The following is a 20,719-nucleotide window of genomic DNA, read 5'->3' as shown; positions in this document are numbered from 1 at the left end:
TAACTCACGCATAAGCATTCCCTTGTATGTCAAGTTTTGCTTGTCGTGTTCGTTTCATCTTATGAGTGTTTTATTTGTGTTTGTACTCTGTTTAATAACCTGTTTAGCTGTTTTATTTTCTATAACTCCTTTCTGGTCTTAATTTCAAGTCATATATTTTTATGCTTGTGTAAATAATTATCATAAAGTTGGAATCGTTTTGTTTTGCTGCGCATTCAGTTCGACGGAAGCTTGGGTTAATCCTTCGGCAGTGGCGGTTAATATGATTTTACCTGCTTTCCGGTTAGAGCGAACTATAACTAAACAGCGTCCATCTCTCAACTCCCGATGGTTTGATTGAAATGCTTCGCGGCTGTCTAAATCGCCGTTATCAACGCCTGCAATGATGCCGGCTCCTTCAATGCTAAATCGTATTAGTTGTCCATTTTCAGGAACGCGGTTGCCATTTGAATCAACGGCTTTCACTTCAATGAACGATACATCTTCGCCATTTGCGCTCAATGTTGTTCTGTCGGCAATGAGTTGTAGCCTCGTAGCTACTCCGGTTGTTTTCAATTCGTTTGCTGCTACTTGTTTTGTGCCTTTGAAAGCAATTGCTTTCAAAGCGCCTGGTATATTAGGGACTTCCCACGTAATAATCCGATTAGGATAATCGATTAATTTCTTTTTTCCTAATGTTTTTCCGTTGAGCGACAGTTCCACTTCCGGCGCGTTGGTGAATGTATAAACGCGAAGGCTGTCATTTTGAGGTGCCCAGTTCCAATCTGAATTCAACGCCAGCCAATCGAAGTTGTCATACTTTCTTTTGTCGCTTGCGAACGCCGGATTAGCAACAGCAATTCTCACCAATGAACTATCGGTGTACAAACTTTGTATATAATAGGAGAAAGGTTTTCTGAAACCTGTGGTTTCTATCAGATTTTTTCTATTCCCTTTGCTTGGCCATGCTCCTGCTTCGCCCAAATAATCGAATCCTGCCCAGATAAATTGTCCTCCGACATAATTATAGTATTTGTTTGTAACATAGTTACGTGTCCCGAACCATTGATTCCCTGTTCCATCATTTGGCTGATTGCTTTCATTCAGATTGAGTTGATGTACATGTGTTTCGCTTCCTAATAAAACCTGATTCGGATGTTGTTCGTGATCACGCGGATAGAATTTTGTTTGGTAGTTCATACTGATCACATCCATGTATTGAGCAATTTCAGCCAGCGGTGCATCTCTTTTTCCATCGCTTGTCCGTACCGGATGCAACGCTGCTGTTACCGGACGGGTCATGTCGAGTGAATGCACGGTTGCCTTCATGGATTCGAAGATGCGGGCGCCCCAATGCGAATACATGTGTGGAACCATTTCATTTCCTACGCTCCAGATAATGACGCTTGGATGATTTCTATCACGTTTCACAAACGATGTTAGGTCTTCTTTCCAGCCTGTTCCATTTGGTTCGAAGCCATACCATTTGTCGAAACACTCATCGAAAACGAGAATGCCAAGACTATCGCACATTTGCAACATTTCGGGTGAATATGGATTGTGACTTAGTCGAACGGCATTAATATCCATGCTTTTTAATATCAATAACCGGTGCTTAATAGCTTCATCGTAAGCCGCAGCACCCAAAGCTCCCAGATCGTGATGCAAACAGACTCCTTTAATAACGATTCGTTTGCCGTTTAATTGAAATCCATGCCGTACATCCCATTTAATGCTGCGAATCCCCAGGAGTGTTTGATATTTATCTTCCGTTTGCTGATCGGAAATTACCGTACTGATAGCTTTGTATAAAGAAGGGGTTTGTTGTGACCAAAGTTGAGGAGAGTGCACATTGAAAAATTGATTTATTGTCGATGAACTATGTGCGGGAATGGTTATTTGTGATATTTTTTCGGCAACTGTTTTTCCTGACGGATCAATAAGTCTAGTATCAAGCATGGCTTTCTTTGCCTGATCGTTGCTGTTATGAAGCGTGGTTTCTCCTTTTACAAGGGCTTTGTTGCTTGATATGTTCAATGTGGTGAAAAATGTGCCCGAATGTTCTACATGGATTTGTCCCATGACTGTCAACCAAACGTGCCGATAAATTCCGCTACCTGTGTACCAACGGCTTGCTTGTTTTAAATTATCGACGCGCACCGCTATTGTGTTTTTTTTGCCGGCTCTGATCCATGGTGTCAAATCACATTGAAAGCCGATATAGCCATAGTCCTTATGTCCCACTTTTTGCCCATTTAACCACACATCTGCATGATTCATCACCCCGTCGAAAGTAAGAAATACTTGTTTCCCTTTTAAGCTGTCGGGAACCACGAACGTTTTTCGATACCATCCAATGCCTATTGTTGCATAACCTCCGGCTTCTCCCGATGGATTGTCTTTATTCCATTTTTCGCCAATGCTCCAGTCATGCGGCACATCAAGATGTTCCCATGCAGTGTCATTAAACCGTGCGCTTTCTGCATTCGGAATATCCCCCAATATGAATTCCCAATCATAATCCATCGTATAGCGTTGAACATGACCTGTAAATTGTGCAACACAATGATTATTATTCCATCCAAAGAAAATTGGGATTAATAGCAAAAACTTGAGATAAGATGTTTGTTTCATGATAAAGTATATTTCTTCCGTATATCTCTTAAACAGATAATAACTAAATTGGTTATGTTACTCATATTGGGAGTCTCATAAAGTCAATTCAGACAAACAATTGTAATTTGGTAATTTATACATACAAAATTAGAGCTTACGAAAATTTTTCATACGTGAATAATTTATTTTTAAAGGTCGTATGGAACTCACATGTCAACTATTCTCATAATCTTGGATGTAAGTAATTTACATGTTCGTTTCATATCTCGACAATAAATCAATCCAGAACTAATCTATTTTGTCTTAATCCGCAGCACAGTGATCGAATAGGCTGGAAATATGTGGGTAAACTTTCTGGAAATACCTTTTATGATCATCGAATGCGGTACTATATTATCGGGATTATTGATTGAATTGGTCTCTTCAGGATGATTCGCATAGAGTACAATAGCTTCCCCCGTTGGAATTATCCTGGTCTTTCCTGCAAAATCAATCATTACTTTTTGTGGAGTCCCCAATGTGTTGACCATTTTCAAATAGATCATTCCCGAAGATGTATCGCGTGTAGCTACATAAAAAAGAGCTGGAATCCTTTTAGGTTGAACACCGGCAACAGAATCTTTTGCTGATAGTTTCTGCAGTTGCCTAGGGATGTTATCTCCTGTTATGGGCACTACTTTATTTCCAAGGTTATTACTGAACATTGTCTGGGCATAATACGACGGCGATCCGTAGCTTGTCAATGCATTATATCCAATTAGATCTGATCTCCATTCCATCCCTCCGGGGTTTACATTGACAAACAGGGGGGCATAGCTTGCCATGATGACTAAGTCGGAATTGCGTTCCATGCCGGTCATCCAGGCTGCATCTCCCAATGCGGCATTCATGTTTGTGGTGGGTGAACCTTCCCTTGTTGCCCACTCTCCCACAAATACTTTCGGGCCATTACGGCTATAACTGTCAAATTGGGATGCATTTTCTTCCATCTGAAAAGCGGAACGGTAATAATGTTCATCTACGATGTTCAGGTCGCGGGAAGGTGCCGGGACTCTACGTCCTAAAGGATCTTTACCTCCAACGGTTGAAATGATATGCAAATGGGGATATTTCGCTTTAATAGCATCATAGAACTGAAGGTAGCGTTGCGCATAGCTACCCGAAAGATCAAAGCCATCTTCATTGCCTATTTCCACATAATTCAGAGGAAAGGGTTGCGGATGTCCGTCTTTAGCCCGTTCTGCCCCCCATTTTGTTGTTACATCTCCCGTTACATATTGAATCTCGTTAAGAGCGTCATCTACGAATGGTTTCAGGAATGCACCCGAATCTAAATGGTCTCTGTTTAGTGTATATCCGGCAAAAACGGCCAACACGGGTTGCATCTTCAAATCTTCGCACCATTCCAGAAACTCCAACAGACCCATGCCGTCGGTAGAGCGATAGCCCCAGGGGCTCATATGTCCCGGACGACCGGCTATGTTGCCAATGGTTTTTTCCCACTCAAAGCGTGATGAAAACATATCTCCTTCCAAATAGTTTCCTCCGGGAAAGCGTAAAAAAGCCGGTTTCATGGCAGACAGCATCTTCATGATGTCGGCACGATTCCCGTTCGGCGTGTTATCATAGGTAGGTGGGAAGAGGGATACCAGATTAAACCAATAACTGCCTTTCTCATGGGCTAAAATGACAAATTTTGTATCTGCCGTGGGTTGAATACCTGCAGGTGTAGTGAAGGTAAAATGATATTCCTGCCATTTGTCACTAACCCCTGATACTTTTGCACTTGCATAAACAGTCTTTCCGTCAGCGCTTTCTATGCCTACGGTTACTGTTTTATTCCCCGATCCTGATGATTTAGCATAAAAACTTCCTTTATAGGTTGTGTACGGCTTTACGGGTATTCCCCAATAGCCATCATTGGAAATGCCAATTTGATTGCCACAATTTTCAATGTCAACCCGTAAACATACCGTTAATGCTTTGTTAATTTCCTGCTTATGATCTAATGAGATTGATCCTTGAGCTTCACCTTCCTGTATCAAATTCCAATGAACCGGAATTTTTGGATTATCTTTAAAAATCCGGTTTTGAATCAATTCTGCATATAATCCTCCATCGTAGGAGTGATTGATTTCTTCTGTCATTAAACCATACAGGCTCGGACTGACTCTAACGCCGGGTTGGTCTAATTGCAGGGTTAAGGTTGCAGATGAGCGCCCAAATACATGCATCTGCATGAACCACATTGCCAAAATAATACCGAATACTTGATGATGTCTCATACGTAATTTATTGTTAGAAATTTGTTAAATGCCAGCTTGTCTTGTAAATCAATATTCTATCAACGAACGCTGAATATGCGGCTCTGCTACTCTCTTCAATTAAATATGGTAGATAATTACTATTTCTTATGAATAAATGCACAACGCACCATCTATAAATAAGTTATTGATGAGATTTTAAGACGATTATTTTTGTTTCAAAAGGCATCATATTCAATGAGGTTTTTGTATATTTCTTATTTATACATGTTCTATTGACAAGTTGAATATCTCCATTCGTAGGATTCCATATGTGCATTTTTCCACAACTACTTAGTGATACTGATCTTCTGATACGTTTATTGCTTTCATTAAAAAAGAAACATTGCTGTCCCATTAAAATCTAAGGAAGCTCTTTGAAATATTTGAAATTTAGTTCATTACTGGGTTTTTTCGATTAAACGGATTTCAATTTGCACTTTTGCAATACTTAAACAGATTTGTAAATGCATAAGGAAAAATACGTTTTCGCTCAGTTAGCCTCTTTCTTGGATCGGAATAAGTTCAACTACATTGTTCGCAAGTTCGATGGCGACAAATATGTAACGCATTTTAAATGCTGGAATCAATTACTTGCTCTGATGTTCGGACAACTGTCCAACCGAGAAAGTTTATGAGATTTGATTGTCGCACTTGATGCTCATCACTCCAAATCTTACCATTTGGGTTTGGGCAAAAATGTTTCAAAATCATCTCTGGCAAGAGCCAATCAAGACAGAGATTATCACATTTTTGAAGAGTATGCTTACTACCTGATAAACGACGCGAGAGAGAAACGAGTTTCTGACATTTTCAAACTTGGTGGTAATGTCTACGCTTTCGATTCAACAACGATTGACTTATGTCTTTCAGCCTTCTGGTGGGTGAAGTTCCGTAAGAAGAAAGGTGGGATCAAAGTACATACATTATACGATGTAGAAACACAGATACCAGCATTTTTCCATATCACTGAAGCGTCAGTACATGACTCAAAGGCAATGAAAGAAATTCCGTATGAATCAGGATCATATTATATATTTGACAGAGCGTACAACAGCTTCAAAATGCTGTATAAGATTCATCAGATAGAAGCTTTCTTTGTTGTTAGAGCCAAGAAGAACCTGCAATACAAATCCATCAAATGGAGACGCAGGTTACCTGAGAATGTGCTTTCAGATGTGATGATTGAATTGACGGGATTTTATCCAAGTCAATACTATCCGGGAACTCTTCGTTTGGTCAGATACTGGGATGAAGAACAAGAACGTGAGTTTGTTTTCTTAACCAATGCGATGCATATTTCAGCTCTTCATGTTGCCGAACTTTACAAGAACCGCTGGCAAGTTGAGCTGTTCTTCAAATGGTTGAAACAACATCTGAAAATAAAGAAATTTTGGGGTACAACTGAAAACGCTGTTCGGATTCAAATCTACGTAGCTATATGCACATATTGTCTGGTGGCAATAATCCAAAAGGACATGCAACTTGACAGTAGTACATATGAGATTTTGCAGATATTGAGTATGTCATTAACTGATAAAACTCATCTTCGGGACCTCTTCGAGAGAACTAAATTCCAAAATGACAAAGATCGTTTTAGGCTTAATGTGCCAAGTTTATTTGATTTTTAATTCGCCCCAATTTTAATGGGACACTAGTGAAAAAGAAATAGAGATCTCCGTTTTCGAGATGTCTATGAATATATTTAATGTTAGGACATGGCTTATTGAATGCTACATCTTGAGGAGGTAAAGCATTTAAAACTTGCTGGGTAAATTTCCCTGAAGATTCTTTGATTGCCCAATTGACAGATGTGAAATCTACTGCTTTCAGGAATGATGTTGTTTCGATGAATATAGGAGTTCCCATAAAGATCACCTTACCTCCTTCTTCTGCAAATGTTTGTAATCGTCGAAGTTCCGCCTCCGAAATAACTTTAATGGACGGAATGATGATTGTGTTGTAAGATTGTCCACTCTGGTTTGTAAAGCATCCGTTATCAAGTGACATGATCGAGTCAATGGATTGCTGATCGACAAAATCAAAGTCTTCTTGCTTATCTAACAATGTTGTAGCGATACTCCATACGCTCTTTGCGGCTAATGTATCTCCCAACCAAAGACTTGATGTGGGAAAATATAAACCGATTTTAGCTGTTGGTTGTCCCTGAGCCAATACATAAGATTCTCTGCTAAGAGTACGCATCACATTCGGAAAAGAATCGGATGCCATGAAATTATATCCGGGTATTTTTCTTGTTGACGACGGGTAGTACATAATCTCAAACAAATTGATGCCTCTCGCCAATTGTTCATTAAGCACCCATTGCAGTTGTTGTATATTTGGTTGAGGATGAAAGGCGGCAAAGCTTTCACTAAATACTTGTGATCGCCCATACAGATGAGCCGCAGAAGAAGCTAATTTTGGAAAATTAGCTGCATCCCCGGGCCATATTTGATTCCAAATAACGTCAATGCCAGGAATTTGCAAATATCGCATGTCTTTAAAATAATCTCCTTCACAACGAGCCAGTGCCATCATGGTTTTCACATCTTCAGGCCCATCATGGTCAATATGATCTTCATATTCAAGGTGATTTTTTAAACACCAGTCGGAAATAACTTTGAAGAAATGATCACGATACAGATTAGAAAACACCTCCCAATAATCAGCTTTGGCTAATTTTTCTTGTTTTGTTGGATGGGAAATGAAAAAAGAGGCAAGATATGGTTTTATGTTATATTGTTTTTGTTGTTGAAACTCTTTCAACATATCCGGAGTCCATGGAGTATATGAAAAGGAAGGCTCATCACTTCGAAATCCCACTACGGTTTTCCAAAATTCGTCGCCAATGTATTTTTTATATTGTTCATGCGTGAATCGAATAAATTGTAATGTAGCATTGGGATTCAGATAGTCACATAATGAATTTGAGGTGTCTTTAGCTTTGGTAAGATTGCTGGATGATCTGGTTGGTGAAGTTTTAAATGCATGTCCAACTAATAACAGAGTCCATTCTCCCACCTCTTTAGGAGCTGTCCAATGTATTTCTCCCATATTTATTGGAATAAATATATTAGACGAAGCGTGATAGGCAATGGCACTTACAATAGAAGGAGGGATTTTTCGATTAATGGTTTGTCCCGCCTTCACTTTGAAAGACATTATAGGGATAAGTGCTTGCATGCGTAAATTCGGACATTCACGACTAAAACGACCTCCTGCAAAACCACTCGGATATTTACTTTCGTCAATGAACCAGATTCGTATTCCGCGTTTTTTTGCTGCATATACTGCGTATTTAATTAATTGAAAATAACCAGCAGATAAATACTTATAAGGAAGATTATATCCGGCCTCGATAGTTACCATCCTGAACCCATGATGTTTAATCTCATCTAAATTCCGATTGATTATAGTACTATCAATATCTCCATTCCAACCCCATGTTACCGTGGGACCATATTCAGGAGGAGGTGACTGGAAATGTCGTGCTAGTTCTGCTACTGTAACTGCATTATGTGTCTTTGTTTGAGCTACAAGTATAGCCGGAAAAAGTAGACATAGCAATACGAATCTGCTCCAGCGTATTTTCATTTTCGTGTATTAGTTATTTCTGTTGCCCTTTCTTGAGCTCATCAGGTGCATCATGGGTGTATGTTTTGAATTGCCGGGATGATTTTGTGAATAACTCTTTGATGGTTTGTATGCTTACCGAATACTGGGGATAGAATCGGGATGAATTCATATATTGCGTAATAGAATACAATAATTGCCTGGCAACCGGACGTTGATTTAAATGATGTTCTAAATCGATACTGGTAACTACAATTCTTCCTTTGCCAACTTGTGCTTCGAACAACATTCCTAATTTTCGACTCAGAAACCATGTGTCAATAGGCTGTACCAAAGGATGAAATCCTTTAGGAAAGTCTGTCAATTGCATGACTTGTGCGTGGTTGAGCAACTCCCACCATTGTAAGTTTCCCCAATAACCAGTTACAAAGTTTTGAAAAATAGGATGATGATTGTTGATATAGACTCCTGTCGTATGAGGAGGTCTCATTTTAAACCAGGATGTATTCCAAAATACAGGCTGATAATATTGAATAATATCTTTGCCATATTCAACATGGCCTGCAGCCAGAAGCAAGACTTTTCCTCCTTCATTGAGTATCCTTTCGGCTTTTTGGTTCAAGGTGTGACAGACATAAATATGGGTTGTGTCAATGGTGAGGGTATCGGGATAGACCCAAAAATTCCAATTGTTTTTGATTGATGTTCCTTGTAAAGCGACCTCCAGATCTAACTTACAGGGAACCGTAAAGGATTTTAGGCTCACATCGATTGCTCCCAGTGTGAGGTGACTTCCAGCCGGAATAGTTTGTGCCGGAAATTTACCTTGCTTTAATACATTTCCATAAGCATCTTTAATTCTCCAAACAGGGCAAGCATTGATTAAAGGCTGATTGGTGTAATGAATGATTTCTGCAGTGGCATGTAATGTTTCATCGCTTTTGTAAACAAACTTCGGCATTCGTACCAGCGGGACAGTTGCATTGCAAAAATGACGGAATTGAGAGGGTGTAACATATCCTTTTTCATCCCAGAAAGGATCCAGAACCCCGACTAATGCAGTGCCTTGTCCGGGGTAATCCGTTAAGCTTAATAATTGAAACCCTGCATAACTAGGAGTGCGTAATATTTTTTCTATCTCATTTTTGTAACATAGAACCTGTAACTTACCGGAGGCCATTAAAAAGTCTTGGGCCATGTCGGCCATATCATTTTTGGCTAAGAGATCCCGGAAGAGTTCAAAATTTTTTGCCCGGGTCACTCCCGTATATTTTTCTATTTCGCTAAAATCAGGGAAAGCGCACCATTGGCCTGTTTCATGCGATATATATGGCTCTTTGATGGTATCGATCTCTTGTCTGAAATCCGACATGGTTTCAGGGCGTTGATTAACCCAATTCAATCCACGTGCTCCTGCCTTAACCTGATATTGATTTGCAGGTTGCCATGCCCAACTGCCTCCTACGGAGAATCCGGTATAAATTCTACGTTTATCTGTTTCCTTCCAATAATTTACAAACTTACTTGCCCATGGCACCCAATTGCCCCGGGGTTCATTTCCGGCAGCCAACATACAAAAGGAGGGATAATTGCCATATGCTTTATCCATTCGTTTGGTTTCCGACAGTAAGAAGGTATCAATCGGAAGGCCTCGCCCTAAAGAAACTCCGTGATTTGGCCAACTCGGCCCTTCAGGTTGTAGATAAACGCCTGCCAGATCTGCCGCTTTGAAAGCAGCCTCGGGAGGACAATAAGAATGAAAGCGCATATGGTTAATTCCAAATGACTTACAAATTTTGAAAATTCTTTCCCAGGGAGCAACATTCATGGGAGGATATCCTGTTAGGGGAAATACGCAATTCTCGACGGTGCCTCTCATTAAAGTGCGTATATCGTTAACATATATCCATTTGCCTTTTGCATCTATCTTACGCATTCCAAATTCAACGTTTTGCTGATCGATGATATCCTTTGCTTTTAGCAGTGCATGAAGTGTATATAAAGTAGGAGAAAATTCACTCCATAATTGCATTTGATTCCCAATCGGTAGCGAAACATTGATTTGTTCCGTTTTGTTGATCGTATGGAAAGATACTGTTACAGAAGGGACGCCACGGGGTGTATCGGTGTTGAAGCTCCTGGCCGATAAAACAATAATTCCTGATACGGATTTATGGCTGTCATTAGCCAACGTAATCCGAATGTTGGCAACTTTCTTGTTAATGTCAGGAAATACCTGAATGTTTTCGAAATAGATGGATGGCTTGGCCTGTAATTCTATTTTACCTACAATTCCATTCCAATTCCCTTGTGTCTGGTCGGTCACACTGTGGGAATCTTTTCCCGGATTAATGGTTGTTTTTAGGCTATTGTCAATTCGTATTGTGATTCTGTGGTCTCCAGTTGATATATATTTTGTTATATCATAACAGTGAGGCGTAGTTAATGATAGTTGGGATCCAACCTTATGATTGTCTACCCAAACGGTAGTTTGTATATGAGCCCGTTCTAAAAATAGAAAAATTTTCTTCTTCTTCCATGCAGAAGGAATCGTTACGCTCTTTTGATACCATGCTACTCCTACATAATGTTTTAAAGGAGTCAGCATGAATGGGATTTTTAAGTTATCAGGTTGCCTGTATTTTGCTAATGCGGGATTGAAGTAAAAAGAACTATCGTAAATACTTGCAGTCCACTTTGTTTTTAATGTTATATCGTCTCCTTTCCGGTTTTCCAGCATCGAACCTGGCAGATACACACAATCGTTGTTGTCGTTTAGCTGATGTTTAAACCATTCTTGCGCAATGCCCTCATTGTTTCGATCGATCTTAAATAGCCATTGCCCGGCAAGCGATACGGTTTGTTGGGCCAAAAGCCATGGGCCCAAAACAGCGAATAAAAAACAAAAAAGGATCTTCTTCACTTGATTGATATTTTTAGAATCCAATAATGATAATAACGCAGATATGGTTTATTCCATATAAAACAGCTCGTCAAGGGGAATGGAAATAGGAGAATGATCCGGATTGACTTCCATGATGTCTGCCATATAATCCCACCATTTTTGAACAATAGGATTTGAACCTAAATCCTGGGAATTTTGTCCTCCATCTATTTTTTGGACGGCAAAAAGTATATTTGTCTCTTTATCCCAAAAAATAGAATAATCTGATACTCCTGTTTCTTTTAGAAGCGCTTTCAATTCAGGCCAAATGGCATTATGCCGTTTCTCATATTCAGCTTCACAACCGGGTTTTAAAAACATTTTGAATCCTTCTCGTTTCATGATGATTAAATTTTAGCGTTTGTAATTCTTTTGATCATGAAATATGTTGTGCTGTGTCTATTTTGCTATCTTTACAGCATAAACACTCTCAAATCCTTCAAAATTAGCTCTGAAAATAATCCATTTCCCATCCGGAGAGAAATGCACATTGGGTTCCAAATGATAATGATCATATTTCATATTTACCAATCGTTCTGCCGAAAAATGATTCCCATCGGGGGTAAACAAATAGATCCATTTCCCGTTTTTTGCATTTGCCACCGAAACAGTATCCCCTCCGTCACCTGCAAATAATTTTTCATTAGGGGAAATGGTGTAATGCACACTCCATTCGTTTCGGGTTAACTGGTATTTGACTTCTTTTTTTGTTGTTACATTTGTACCTCCAACATAAAAGACTTTGCCTCTCGGTTGTTGCAAATCATACCAAATAGTTTTGCCATCAGGACTAAACCATTCATGTCCGGCAATTTCCATATTCATGGTGCGCTTGTGCATTAAGGTTACTTGTTTTGTAACGAGATTCATTGTCCATATCCTGTTAACTTTTTGCCAGGTTCCTTCATGGCAAAACATCATTAGCGATGGGTCTGTTGGGGAGAATTGCACATGATTAAGCCATGCGCTATCGGTATAAAGCTTATGAAGCTGTTTGGTTTTTAAATCAATCGTAAATAACGTATGAGGTAACTTGGCTTCAAATATCTTGGTGAAAAACTTTCTTTTTTGTGGATTCGCCTTGAAAATAGCTTTTTCTGCGCTTGTAGCATGTACTCCTCCCAAGAGTGTTTCATTTGCATTTAAGGCTGTTACGCTTCCTTTGAAATTTTCGGGAAAGGTGTATACTAAACTAACTTTTTTTGTGTCGGCGTTGACACAAAAGATGCGGTCTTGTTCCTGATAGTAAATATTGTGGCTTTTTCTTCCGACAATTTCTCCGCTTTTACGGTTATTGTCAAAGGTGAGTTGTGTGATTTTGTAATTGGATAGATTAACGGTGAATAGTTGCATGGCATATTCACCTTTTGCGGGATTATTGCCATAAAAAACCATACGGTCTCCATTCCCATTGTCCCCTAAAATGAACGGATCATTAGTAAAATAGAAACTTGCGCTGTTTCCCGGCCTTTGTGTTAACCGGATGATTAAGTGGTGAGTGTCTTTGTCTATCCATTCATATGGCATTTTCTTTCCACCGGTAACGAGTGTGGGCAATGCGAAAAGAGATTGTTGTACACATAAGGCGAATACCAATAAAAGTAAAGATGATTTCTTCATGGTTTTGGGATATTAATAAATAAGATTTTGACTTCTTTCGGATAGTTTGTTTAAACTAACTCTGCAAAGTTCTTGAATTTCCCTTAAAACTTTATTGAAGAAATTGACTTTTATTCTTTGCTTTTTGATCTAATTTGAGCCTTATTGCTATCTGTATTAGTGGATTAGATAAAACAATTTTATTTTGTTATTGATTGTTTTTAATAACTATTCGCATTTTGTCTCTTTAAAATACAAGAATAGTAAGCCAAAAAAATTACTTGAGGTTTCTTACAGCTTGTTAGAAGCGATAAAATCCCACAGCTTATCTGCATGTTGTGCAAGCAATAAATTTTTTAAAGAAGATGGACAAGCACCTTGTATTTCGGTTATCTGTCCTTTTTCAATTTTGAAGGTTAGTGTGTAGCTATTGCGTCCGTACCTCAAGGTTTGGTGCAATGTCGTTTTGGGACTTTGTCCAAAGTTCCAATCCCATGTGTCATACCTTGTTGTTTGTAATTCTTGAATTACATGCTTTTCTAATGGAGTAAAATGTTGGATTTTGCTTGAGTATTTTTTTGAAAAATAACGCAGTAGATGTGCTAGGAAGTTTGTGGAGCCTGCGTGGTGTTCAATGCTTTGCCGATTGATGTTCCCTGATTGGGCATCTATGATATTGGTTACGTCGCTTTTGACCGATTTGACAGCTTTACTCTCCATCTGAAAACTTGGAGATAAAGCTTGTTGAAGCTGGTTGAGATTTGTATTATACAACAGTGTCCCATGAAACAGAACGTTATCAATGGTACAATGCAAAGCGGTTCCTGAAATTTTTTTCTGATTGATATATAAGTCTTTGCGATCACCCCGTGTTGTAGTAATCCCTAAATCATCTAAAGCTTCTTCAATTTCAGCAAGTCTGTCGTGATCCAGAGGTTGATTTTCTTTTCGGGTAATGAAGCAGAAGTTAATGGTACCATTGTCGTGATAGACAGCTCCGCCGCCTGATAATCTTCGGATAACAGTTATTCCTTGTTCACGGCAAAAGGGCAAATTGGCCTCTGCATAAGCGTTTTGATTACGTCCCAGTACGACGCAAGGGGAGTTGATATAGAAAAACAGAACGTCATGTTGACGTTCTGTCAGTAGAAATTGTTCTGATGCAAGATTAAATGACGGCGAAAAACTTTCGCTGACAATGATTTGCATGGCTATTGAACGTTAAAGGCGATCCGCAATTCTTCGATCTGCTCGTCATTGATCGGTTTCAGCTTGCCGATAGGCGCTGCCATAACCAACGATTTGGCGCTGAATTCGGCAACTTCGAGGTGGTCGAATGTCTCCAATAATTTGTTCCCTGTTACAATTACAGAATCATTTTCTACAATTACGGCAGGAACATTTTGCAAGATTTCGGCAACAGCAGCCGCATTTTCGTGTTGTGTGCCGAAAGGAACAGAAGAAACATCTTTAAGGAAAATCCAGCTTTCCGGTATAGTGCGTACATCGAACTTTTCTCCTGTAGTACCAAACGCCATCAGGTTTGGAGACTGGGTCAGGATAATAGAGTTAACTTTCGGATTAGTCTGATAGATCAGTTGGTGTAACGCCACCGAACGGCTTGGATGTTTACCTGCTTCTACCATTCCGTTTTTCACCTGCACGATGTGTTCGGGAAGAATATCCCAACGTGCAATATTGGGAGGAGTAATTAGAAAATCGTTATCTTTCCAACGAACAGAAACTGTTCCATACGTACTGATCATCAATCCCTGATCGCAGGCGCGACGAACAATCCTGCAGATTTCTGCTCGAATTGCGCGTTCGTCCGACGGATACGTCACATCCATAAAAGGCTGGATATTCACATTCAGCGCTTTTTCAAAGTCTATAATCTGCTTATCTGTAAGATACTTGGGCGTGCCAATGGTTTTTGCATTGATAATGGTACGGGCACAAAATTCAAGCGTTTCAAATCGTTGGTATGCATCCATCAGGTCTGTACCGCCAAGCACAACGCCATGATTTTCCATTATTACCGCTTTATATTCAGGGTGCGTTTTGAATTCATGCGCTATATTTTCTCCCAATTGCTGACTGCCTGGTAAGGCATAGGGAGCGAAACCGATAGGTCCACAGATATTTTTAGCCTGTGGAATAATATTGGTGTTTGGAATTTCGCCCACAATGCTAAAGGATACCAGGGCGGGCGGATGAGCATGAATAACTGCCGTCATTTCCGGACGAATATCATAGATAGCTTTGTGAAAAGGATATTCCGACGACGGCTTGTGTTTGCCGGTGATGGTTCCGTCTTTTTTTACGCACACAATATCAGCCGGAGTCAAAGACCCTTTATCTATGGCTGACGGTGTGATCCAAATGTCTCCATTGTCATCTTTGATAGAGATGTTCCCTCCGGAGGTTGTTGTCATTCCGCTACGATAAATGCGACTGATGATAATAGTCAGTTGCTCGCTGGGATGCATCAATTGAGTGTCAAGTTGTTTCATTGTCTGATTAATATATGGTTCAAAAGCATGATGCTATAAGAAAGTTTGTAAAATACATCTACTGTTTGTCATAATGAGCTAGCAAATAGCTTTCTGCTTCAACAGACCAAAGTCCCCCGTTTTTTTTACAAATATCGGATAATTTGGCCAGAAGCGGATCATTTTTCCCTTTTTCTTCAAACTCAGCAATAGGGGTCAGAGGCATTTTAATATGGGTATAAATTAGTTTTTTTCCACCGGGGATTTCGGGTAAATGGTTGGTTGCGTCAATGACAGCATCAAGTCCGCCGATATGTGTTACCAGTCCTGCCGGATCAAGCCCTTTAGACATCAGATCAAGCGCTTCCACCATGTCGTCTTTATTGCCTCCACTGGTTCCTACCACATGCGTATAGCTATAATGTACGTTGTAAAAATTGAACATGGCGCTAAACTTCGGATCACCAGGTCCTGCAAAGAAATTCAGGCAACCATCAAATGCCAGAATAGCATCTGCCTGCTCAACAACCGGTTTAACCGGAGCAAATACAAAAACATCGTTATAACCACTTCCGCCGGTTATTGCTCTTAACTCTTCGGCAGGATTTGTCATATTCGAAGTGTTGATGTAACGCAAGTCAATGCCCTTTGTGGCGGCAAATTCAACCGGATAAAGCTTTGCAGCGCGATCCAGCCGGGTTTGATCCACATCGGTTACGATACAAAGCGACGGATGCCGCTCTTCCCGCCGGAGTACATAATTGATCGCTGCCAGACCCATAGGCCCTACACCTGCCAGAATGGCCATCTTCCCTTTATCAACAATCTCCATTTTATGGACATAACTGCCGGGAGTAAGATGGTAATTGGCATGCATGGCTCCAATCACACATGATAGCGGTTCTGCTAACGATGCCGGATAATATCCTTCTCCGTTATAGGCCAACAGGCAATCCTGTTCCATTACTTCGTTTGGAATGATCACATAGGTGGCATCACCGCCGATATATGGGTAACTGTATCCTGGTGCGCTGAGTATGCCAACCGGTCCGTTTTCATAATTCAATGCCGGCTGAATGGAAAACTTATCGCCTGCCTTGAATTTATGCGCCCATTTGGTTCCTACTTGTACCAATTCTCCGGCAAACTCATGCCCGATGATAATTGGGTTTTGAGCTACATCATTCGGAATGCGTTTGTGATCGGCTCCCTGGCTCGAAGCCTTGTATGACGACATGCAGAGCGAATCGGAAACGACTTTTGCCAGTATTTCATTGTCTTGAATTTGGGGCAACTCAAATTCTTCCATACGAAGATCTTTTTTGCCGTAAAGACGAATTGCTTTTGTTTTCATATTGTTCAATACCAAGAATCCAGAGTCAAGAATCCAGATAATAATCTGTGACCTGACAATTAATCCCAGGATTTTTTTAGTGTTATTATTTGAGGCAAGAGTAAAGTAAAAGAGTCAATAATTGAAACAGTTCTGATTACTCTGGGTATTTTATTTTATGTTGTTGTTTCTTCAATGTTTCTATGTGTCACATCAAAATTTCAAGAGATTCATCAAGTCTTGATTCTTGGCTCCTGATTCTCAGATTGTAATTTTTCTTTGAATCCAAGTATCATCTTTTGTAGTTCAGTTAGTTTATTAATCAACTGATTATATTGTTCCAAATTGACATATGATAAATTGAGAGAAACAAATAATTCTGTTTCCAGTTCAAAAGTAGAACCAAGAGAAATCTCGAGAAAACGGGCAAAATCTTTAGTACTTGATTTTGCAGAACCTTCTGCAATATTTGTAGGGACAGACACTGCTGCTCTTTGTAACTGAGAAACTAAGCCAAAACGTTCATTTTCAGGGAATGTGCTAGTCGTTTTATAAATCTCAGTAACAAATTCTACTGATTTTGTCCAAATAACTAATTTCTTGAAATTATGCATAATAATATCTTGGCTCTTGATTCTTGGCTCTGGTTTTATGAAAGCATTACCTGTCCTCCGGTAATTGGTAATGCCTGACCGGTTTCTCCGCATTGTTCCATCAGGTAATATACTCCTTTCGTAACATCTTCCGGTGAACATCCTTTTTTCATGGGTACTTGGGCCAGGTAAAACTCCTTTACATCTTCAACTGTTTTGGCTCCGGGCACTTTCCCTGCTTTAAGATATTGTACGAAAAGGCCATTTTCAGGATCACTCCATAGCGGGCCTTCATAAAAATTACCCGGACAGATAGCGTTGACTTTAATCCGGAATGGTGCCAGTTCGAGTGCAAATGACTGGGTCAATCCAACTCCCCCGAATTTTCCGCCTGCATAAGCAAAATTGGCTTTGCTACCACGTAATCCTGATTTGGAATTGATCTGGATAATGTCGGCATAATAAGCGGCTGATGCATATTTTGTTTGCAATTTCAGTACGCGGCTTACCACTTTGGTGCAATAGAAATAGGCGTTGTAATTGATCTTGGTGACAAACTCAAAATTTTCGGGAGTCATCTCCTCCAGTCCTCCTGCCCGTAGAACACCTGCATTGCTTATGAAACAGTCGATAGCGCCAAAGTGACAAACTGTCTGATGAACCAGGTTTTCAATGCTTGGAATATTACTGACATCGGTTTTTACAAAAAGAGCGCGGTTGTTTTTTGCCATGATGTTGAAACGTTCCACCGTAGCTATGCCAACGGCCCCATTCATGTCGGCAACTACAATATTGGCTCCTTCCTGTAGCAGGCAGCGGGCTATGCCTTCTCCAAAGCCCTGGGCTGCTCCGGTTACCACAAAAGTTTTATTTTCAACACGACCGGAAGAAGAGCCTGTTGCTACACTGCGGCGATAATTTTCCACTTCCCAGTGATCGATAAAATCGATTTGCTCTTGTGTCATCGGATGTGCGCCACCGAACGATTTTGCCAGATAAGCTATTTTTATGGCATCTTCGAATACATCGAGGATGATGTCGCATTGTTTGGCATTATCACCTACAGCTACAATTCCAATGCCTTTTATGAGAATGACTTTGGGTAAATAGCCGAATTTATTCTGAAACTCCGGGATGGCTTTTTGAGCGGCAGATAATACAGATTCAGGTTCTACCTCATTCAGAAAGATATAGTTCGATTTGCAATAGACAATCGCATCGGGAGTAAAAGGACGGGCAATGCCGACCTGTTCTTCCTCTCTGTCATAGAAGAATTTTATCAGTTCATTCTTGCGAAGTTTTAATGTTTTAATCCCTTCGTTTGAAAGCATCATACGAAGTCCGGGAAGGATTTCCTCGGTGTGGGAACAAGCTGCGCGTTCGCCTTCAGGAATAGGGGAGCCAATCGTTTTAGCAAGTGTATGAAAAATTTGATCGTAAAGCTCTTTTATTTCTTCAATGGTGTTGGCTGCAACGAAGATGCCGTGGTTTTGTAACCAGATTACCTGTGGCTCCTGATTGAAGTTATTACGATACTGTTTGATGGCATCTTCCACTTTTTTGAACAATACATAGCCCGGATCAGTGTATTCAATATATAACGCCTGCCCTCCGAAAAGCTTCTTCAGATTCACTTCTGCATCTTGGGAGCACATCAATCCATTCACGGCTGTCGGATGCAAATGCACTACAAAAGCGTAATCAATGACATTATGCATCGAAGTCTCAACTGAAGGTCGTCTCCCTTTGGAGAGGGTAGCGGCGGCTAAATCGTTCTTGACCTCCTCTTCCCGTTCTGTGGCATTATTACTGTATTGCTTGTCCGACATCAGGTTAAGTTTGGAACGGTCAAGCACGGCAAAACCATCTTCGGCAATTGTAGCCAATGACGATCCGCTGGCTTTTACCCATATTGTTTCGCCATTTTTGTACGAAGTATTGCCTCCGCCGGCAATCACAAAACGGCTATCGCGTCCGTAAAATTGCGATATTTCGATCAGTTGTTGTATCTCTTTCATATTCGTTTAATAATCCGCAGTTGCATAATGCCTGTCAGGCATGTGTTACATCCTGTGCGGTTTTGCTTTTAATTAATTCATCGCCAAGCTTCACAAAATCTTCGCGTTTGCTGCGATCAGCATTGCCTTGAATATCTACATATCCTGAAAGCCCCTGGGCAACCAAATGTTGGTGAGCAGCTACGACGCAGGCGCCTTCGTAATTGATTTGCAGCAATCGTTCGGTCAGAGGCGCACTATTGCGGGCAAACAGTTCAAGCGGTTCCATAGCAGGCGTGTTGTGTTCGCTGCCGAGAGTGACCACAAAGCCTTGATCATGGAGATACGAAGCATATTTCTCCAACAAATGCACATCATTCCGGGTAGTGATGAACTCTACGGAATGAAAGCCACGTCCGGTGAGTTGTTGGGCTACACGTTCAAGATCTTTCTCAAAATCAGTATATCCCCCTTTTGCATCATCTGCCAGAAATGGATAAGTAGGGATTCCTCCTCCCGCCAGAATAATTTCGCATACCGTCTGCATCGGAAGAAACGCTTTCGGATCTTCAGGGACAAAAGCGGCGCCACCTGCTTTCAATAAATTGGCGCGAATCTCATTTTCTACGCCGGCATGATCTGAAACAGATGATTTTAGCTCTCTCCCTCCGAAGAGTTTATGAAGTAATTCTTTAATTGCTACATCATTGTTGCCGCAATTTTCGTATGCTTTCATACGTAACGCCTTGGCCAGATGACGTTCGCGAATCAAGCCATTTGTCAGTTCTGTTTCAATCCATTCAAAGTTAAGCGTAAAGCCTGCCTTGGTTGCTGCCAGTATTTCATTTACTTTGTGGTACATGGCTTTGACTTGCGCATTCGATTCGGCTACTACCCCTGCTAAGAAAGAAGCATAAGGGTCGTCGAGCTTAAACGGATAGGAAAGGCCTTTTCCACTCAGATAGGTTCGTCCCGGATTGCCGGGATCATTTACCCTGAGACCAGCCTTCTGATCTTCTTCATTCAGGCTGATAAATTCTATATTAAAAAGTGGAAACAAGCCTCGTGAAGTACAACCTTCAGCCCAGTCTTTGTATCCGGCTGTCATATAAAAATCATTGATGCCTACTACTTGCACGCCTTCGGCAACAGCTCTGTCCAAAGCGTCGTTAATATCTTTGAAAGCGCTGAATGAATAGGGCGTATGGAGATGTGCATTAACCTTTAGGGGTGTCATTATTTTATTGTTTTAAACATCTGTGTTTGCAAAAGCCATTCGGTGAGCGA

12 protein-coding genes and 1 pseudogene are annotated in these 20,719 nt (G+C 40.5%); 1 reads left to right on the top strand and 12 read right to left on the bottom strand.

All coding sequences use genetic code 11. The features are described 5' to 3' along the window. Positions 1–180: 180 nt before the first annotated feature. Together FHX64_RS05415 and FHX64_RS05410 are read right to left on the bottom strand one after the other, a co-directional pair. Entirely contained in the window at positions 181–2,613 is a 2,433-nt protein-coding gene (locus tag FHX64_RS05415) for a glycoside hydrolase family 2 TIM barrel-domain containing protein (protein WP_183412784.1), read from the bottom strand. Positions 2,614–2,888: 275 nt separating this feature from the next. Further along, entirely contained in the window at positions 2,889–4,880 is a 1,992-nt protein-coding gene (locus FHX64_RS05410; protein WP_221202144.1) for an alpha-L-arabinofuranosidase C-terminal domain-containing protein, read from the bottom strand. A gap of 485 nt (positions 4,881–5,365) precedes the next feature. Between FHX64_RS05410 and FHX64_RS05405 the strand changes: the two are divergent. Beyond that, positions 5,366–6,529, top strand: a pseudogene (locus FHX64_RS05405) (IS4 family transposase). Here FHX64_RS05405 and FHX64_RS05400 read toward each other — a convergent pair. From FHX64_RS05400 to FHX64_RS05355, 10 genes are all read right to left on the bottom strand, one after another. Further along, positions 6,501–8,495: a glycosyl hydrolase gene (locus FHX64_RS05400; protein WP_183412783.1), complete on the bottom strand. Its 1,995-nt coding sequence runs from the start codon at positions 8,493–8,495 to the stop codon at positions 6,501–6,503. The pseudogene FHX64_RS05405 and the gene FHX64_RS05400 sit on opposite strands and share 29 nt — an antisense overlap. A 13-nt stretch (positions 8,496–8,508) precedes the next feature. Continuing rightward, the gene (locus FHX64_RS05395; protein WP_183412782.1) at positions 8,509–11,397 is read right to left on the bottom strand and encodes an exo-beta-1,4-galactosidase; all 2,889 of its coding nucleotides are present in this window, start codon (positions 11,395–11,397) and stop codon (positions 8,509–8,511) included. A gap of 48 nt (positions 11,398–11,445) precedes the next feature. After that, entirely contained in the window at positions 11,446–11,760 is a 315-nt protein-coding gene (gene rhaM / locus FHX64_RS05390; protein WP_183412781.1) for an L-rhamnose mutarotase, read from the bottom strand. Between the two features lie 57 nt (positions 11,761–11,817). Then, complete coding sequence (locus tag FHX64_RS05385; protein ID WP_183412780.1) at positions 11,818–13,038, bottom strand: oligogalacturonate lyase family protein; 1,221 nt, start codon at positions 13,036–13,038, stop codon at positions 11,818–11,820. Positions 13,039–13,308: 270 nt separating this feature from the next. Continuing rightward, positions 13,309–14,226: a lipoate--protein ligase family protein gene (locus FHX64_RS05380; protein WP_183412779.1), complete on the bottom strand. Its 918-nt coding sequence runs from the start codon at positions 14,224–14,226 to the stop codon at positions 13,309–13,311. 2 nt (positions 14,227–14,228) lie between these two features. Beyond that, the gene (locus tag FHX64_RS05375) at positions 14,229–15,530 is read right to left on the bottom strand and encodes a class II aldolase/adducin family protein (protein ID WP_183412778.1); all 1,302 of its coding nucleotides are present in this window, start codon (positions 15,528–15,530) and stop codon (positions 14,229–14,231) included. A 58-nt stretch (positions 15,531–15,588) separates the two neighbouring features. Beyond that, positions 15,589–16,863 (bottom strand): zinc-binding dehydrogenase, encoded by a 1,275-nt coding sequence (locus FHX64_RS05370; RefSeq protein WP_183412777.1) that lies wholly within the window; start codon positions 16,861–16,863, stop codon positions 15,589–15,591. Positions 16,864–17,075: 212 nt separating this feature from the next. Next, positions 17,076–17,456: a four helix bundle protein gene (locus FHX64_RS05365; RefSeq protein ID WP_183412776.1), complete on the bottom strand. Its 381-nt coding sequence runs from the start codon at positions 17,454–17,456 to the stop codon at positions 17,076–17,078. 35 nt (positions 17,457–17,491) lie between these two features. Next, positions 17,492–19,453 carry an SDR family NAD(P)-dependent oxidoreductase gene (locus tag FHX64_RS05360; protein ID WP_183412775.1) on the bottom strand — a complete coding sequence of 654 codons (1,962 nt, stop codon included), beginning with the start codon at positions 19,451–19,453 and terminating at the stop codon, positions 17,492–17,494. A gap of 34 nt (positions 19,454–19,487) precedes the next feature. Further along, the gene (locus tag FHX64_RS05355) at positions 19,488–20,669 is read right to left on the bottom strand and encodes a PHP domain-containing protein (protein ID WP_183412774.1); all 1,182 of its coding nucleotides are present in this window, start codon (positions 20,667–20,669) and stop codon (positions 19,488–19,490) included. Positions 20,670–20,719: the final 50 nt, after the last annotated feature.

It is taken from the genome of Microbacter margulisiae (assembly GCF_014192515.1).
In the GTDB taxonomy this organism is placed as follows: domain Bacteria; phylum Bacteroidota; class Bacteroidia; order Bacteroidales; family Paludibacteraceae; genus Microbacter; species Microbacter margulisiae.
Note: the sequence above shows the minus strand (reverse complement) of the source record. Positions and strands in the feature narration are given on the sequence as shown.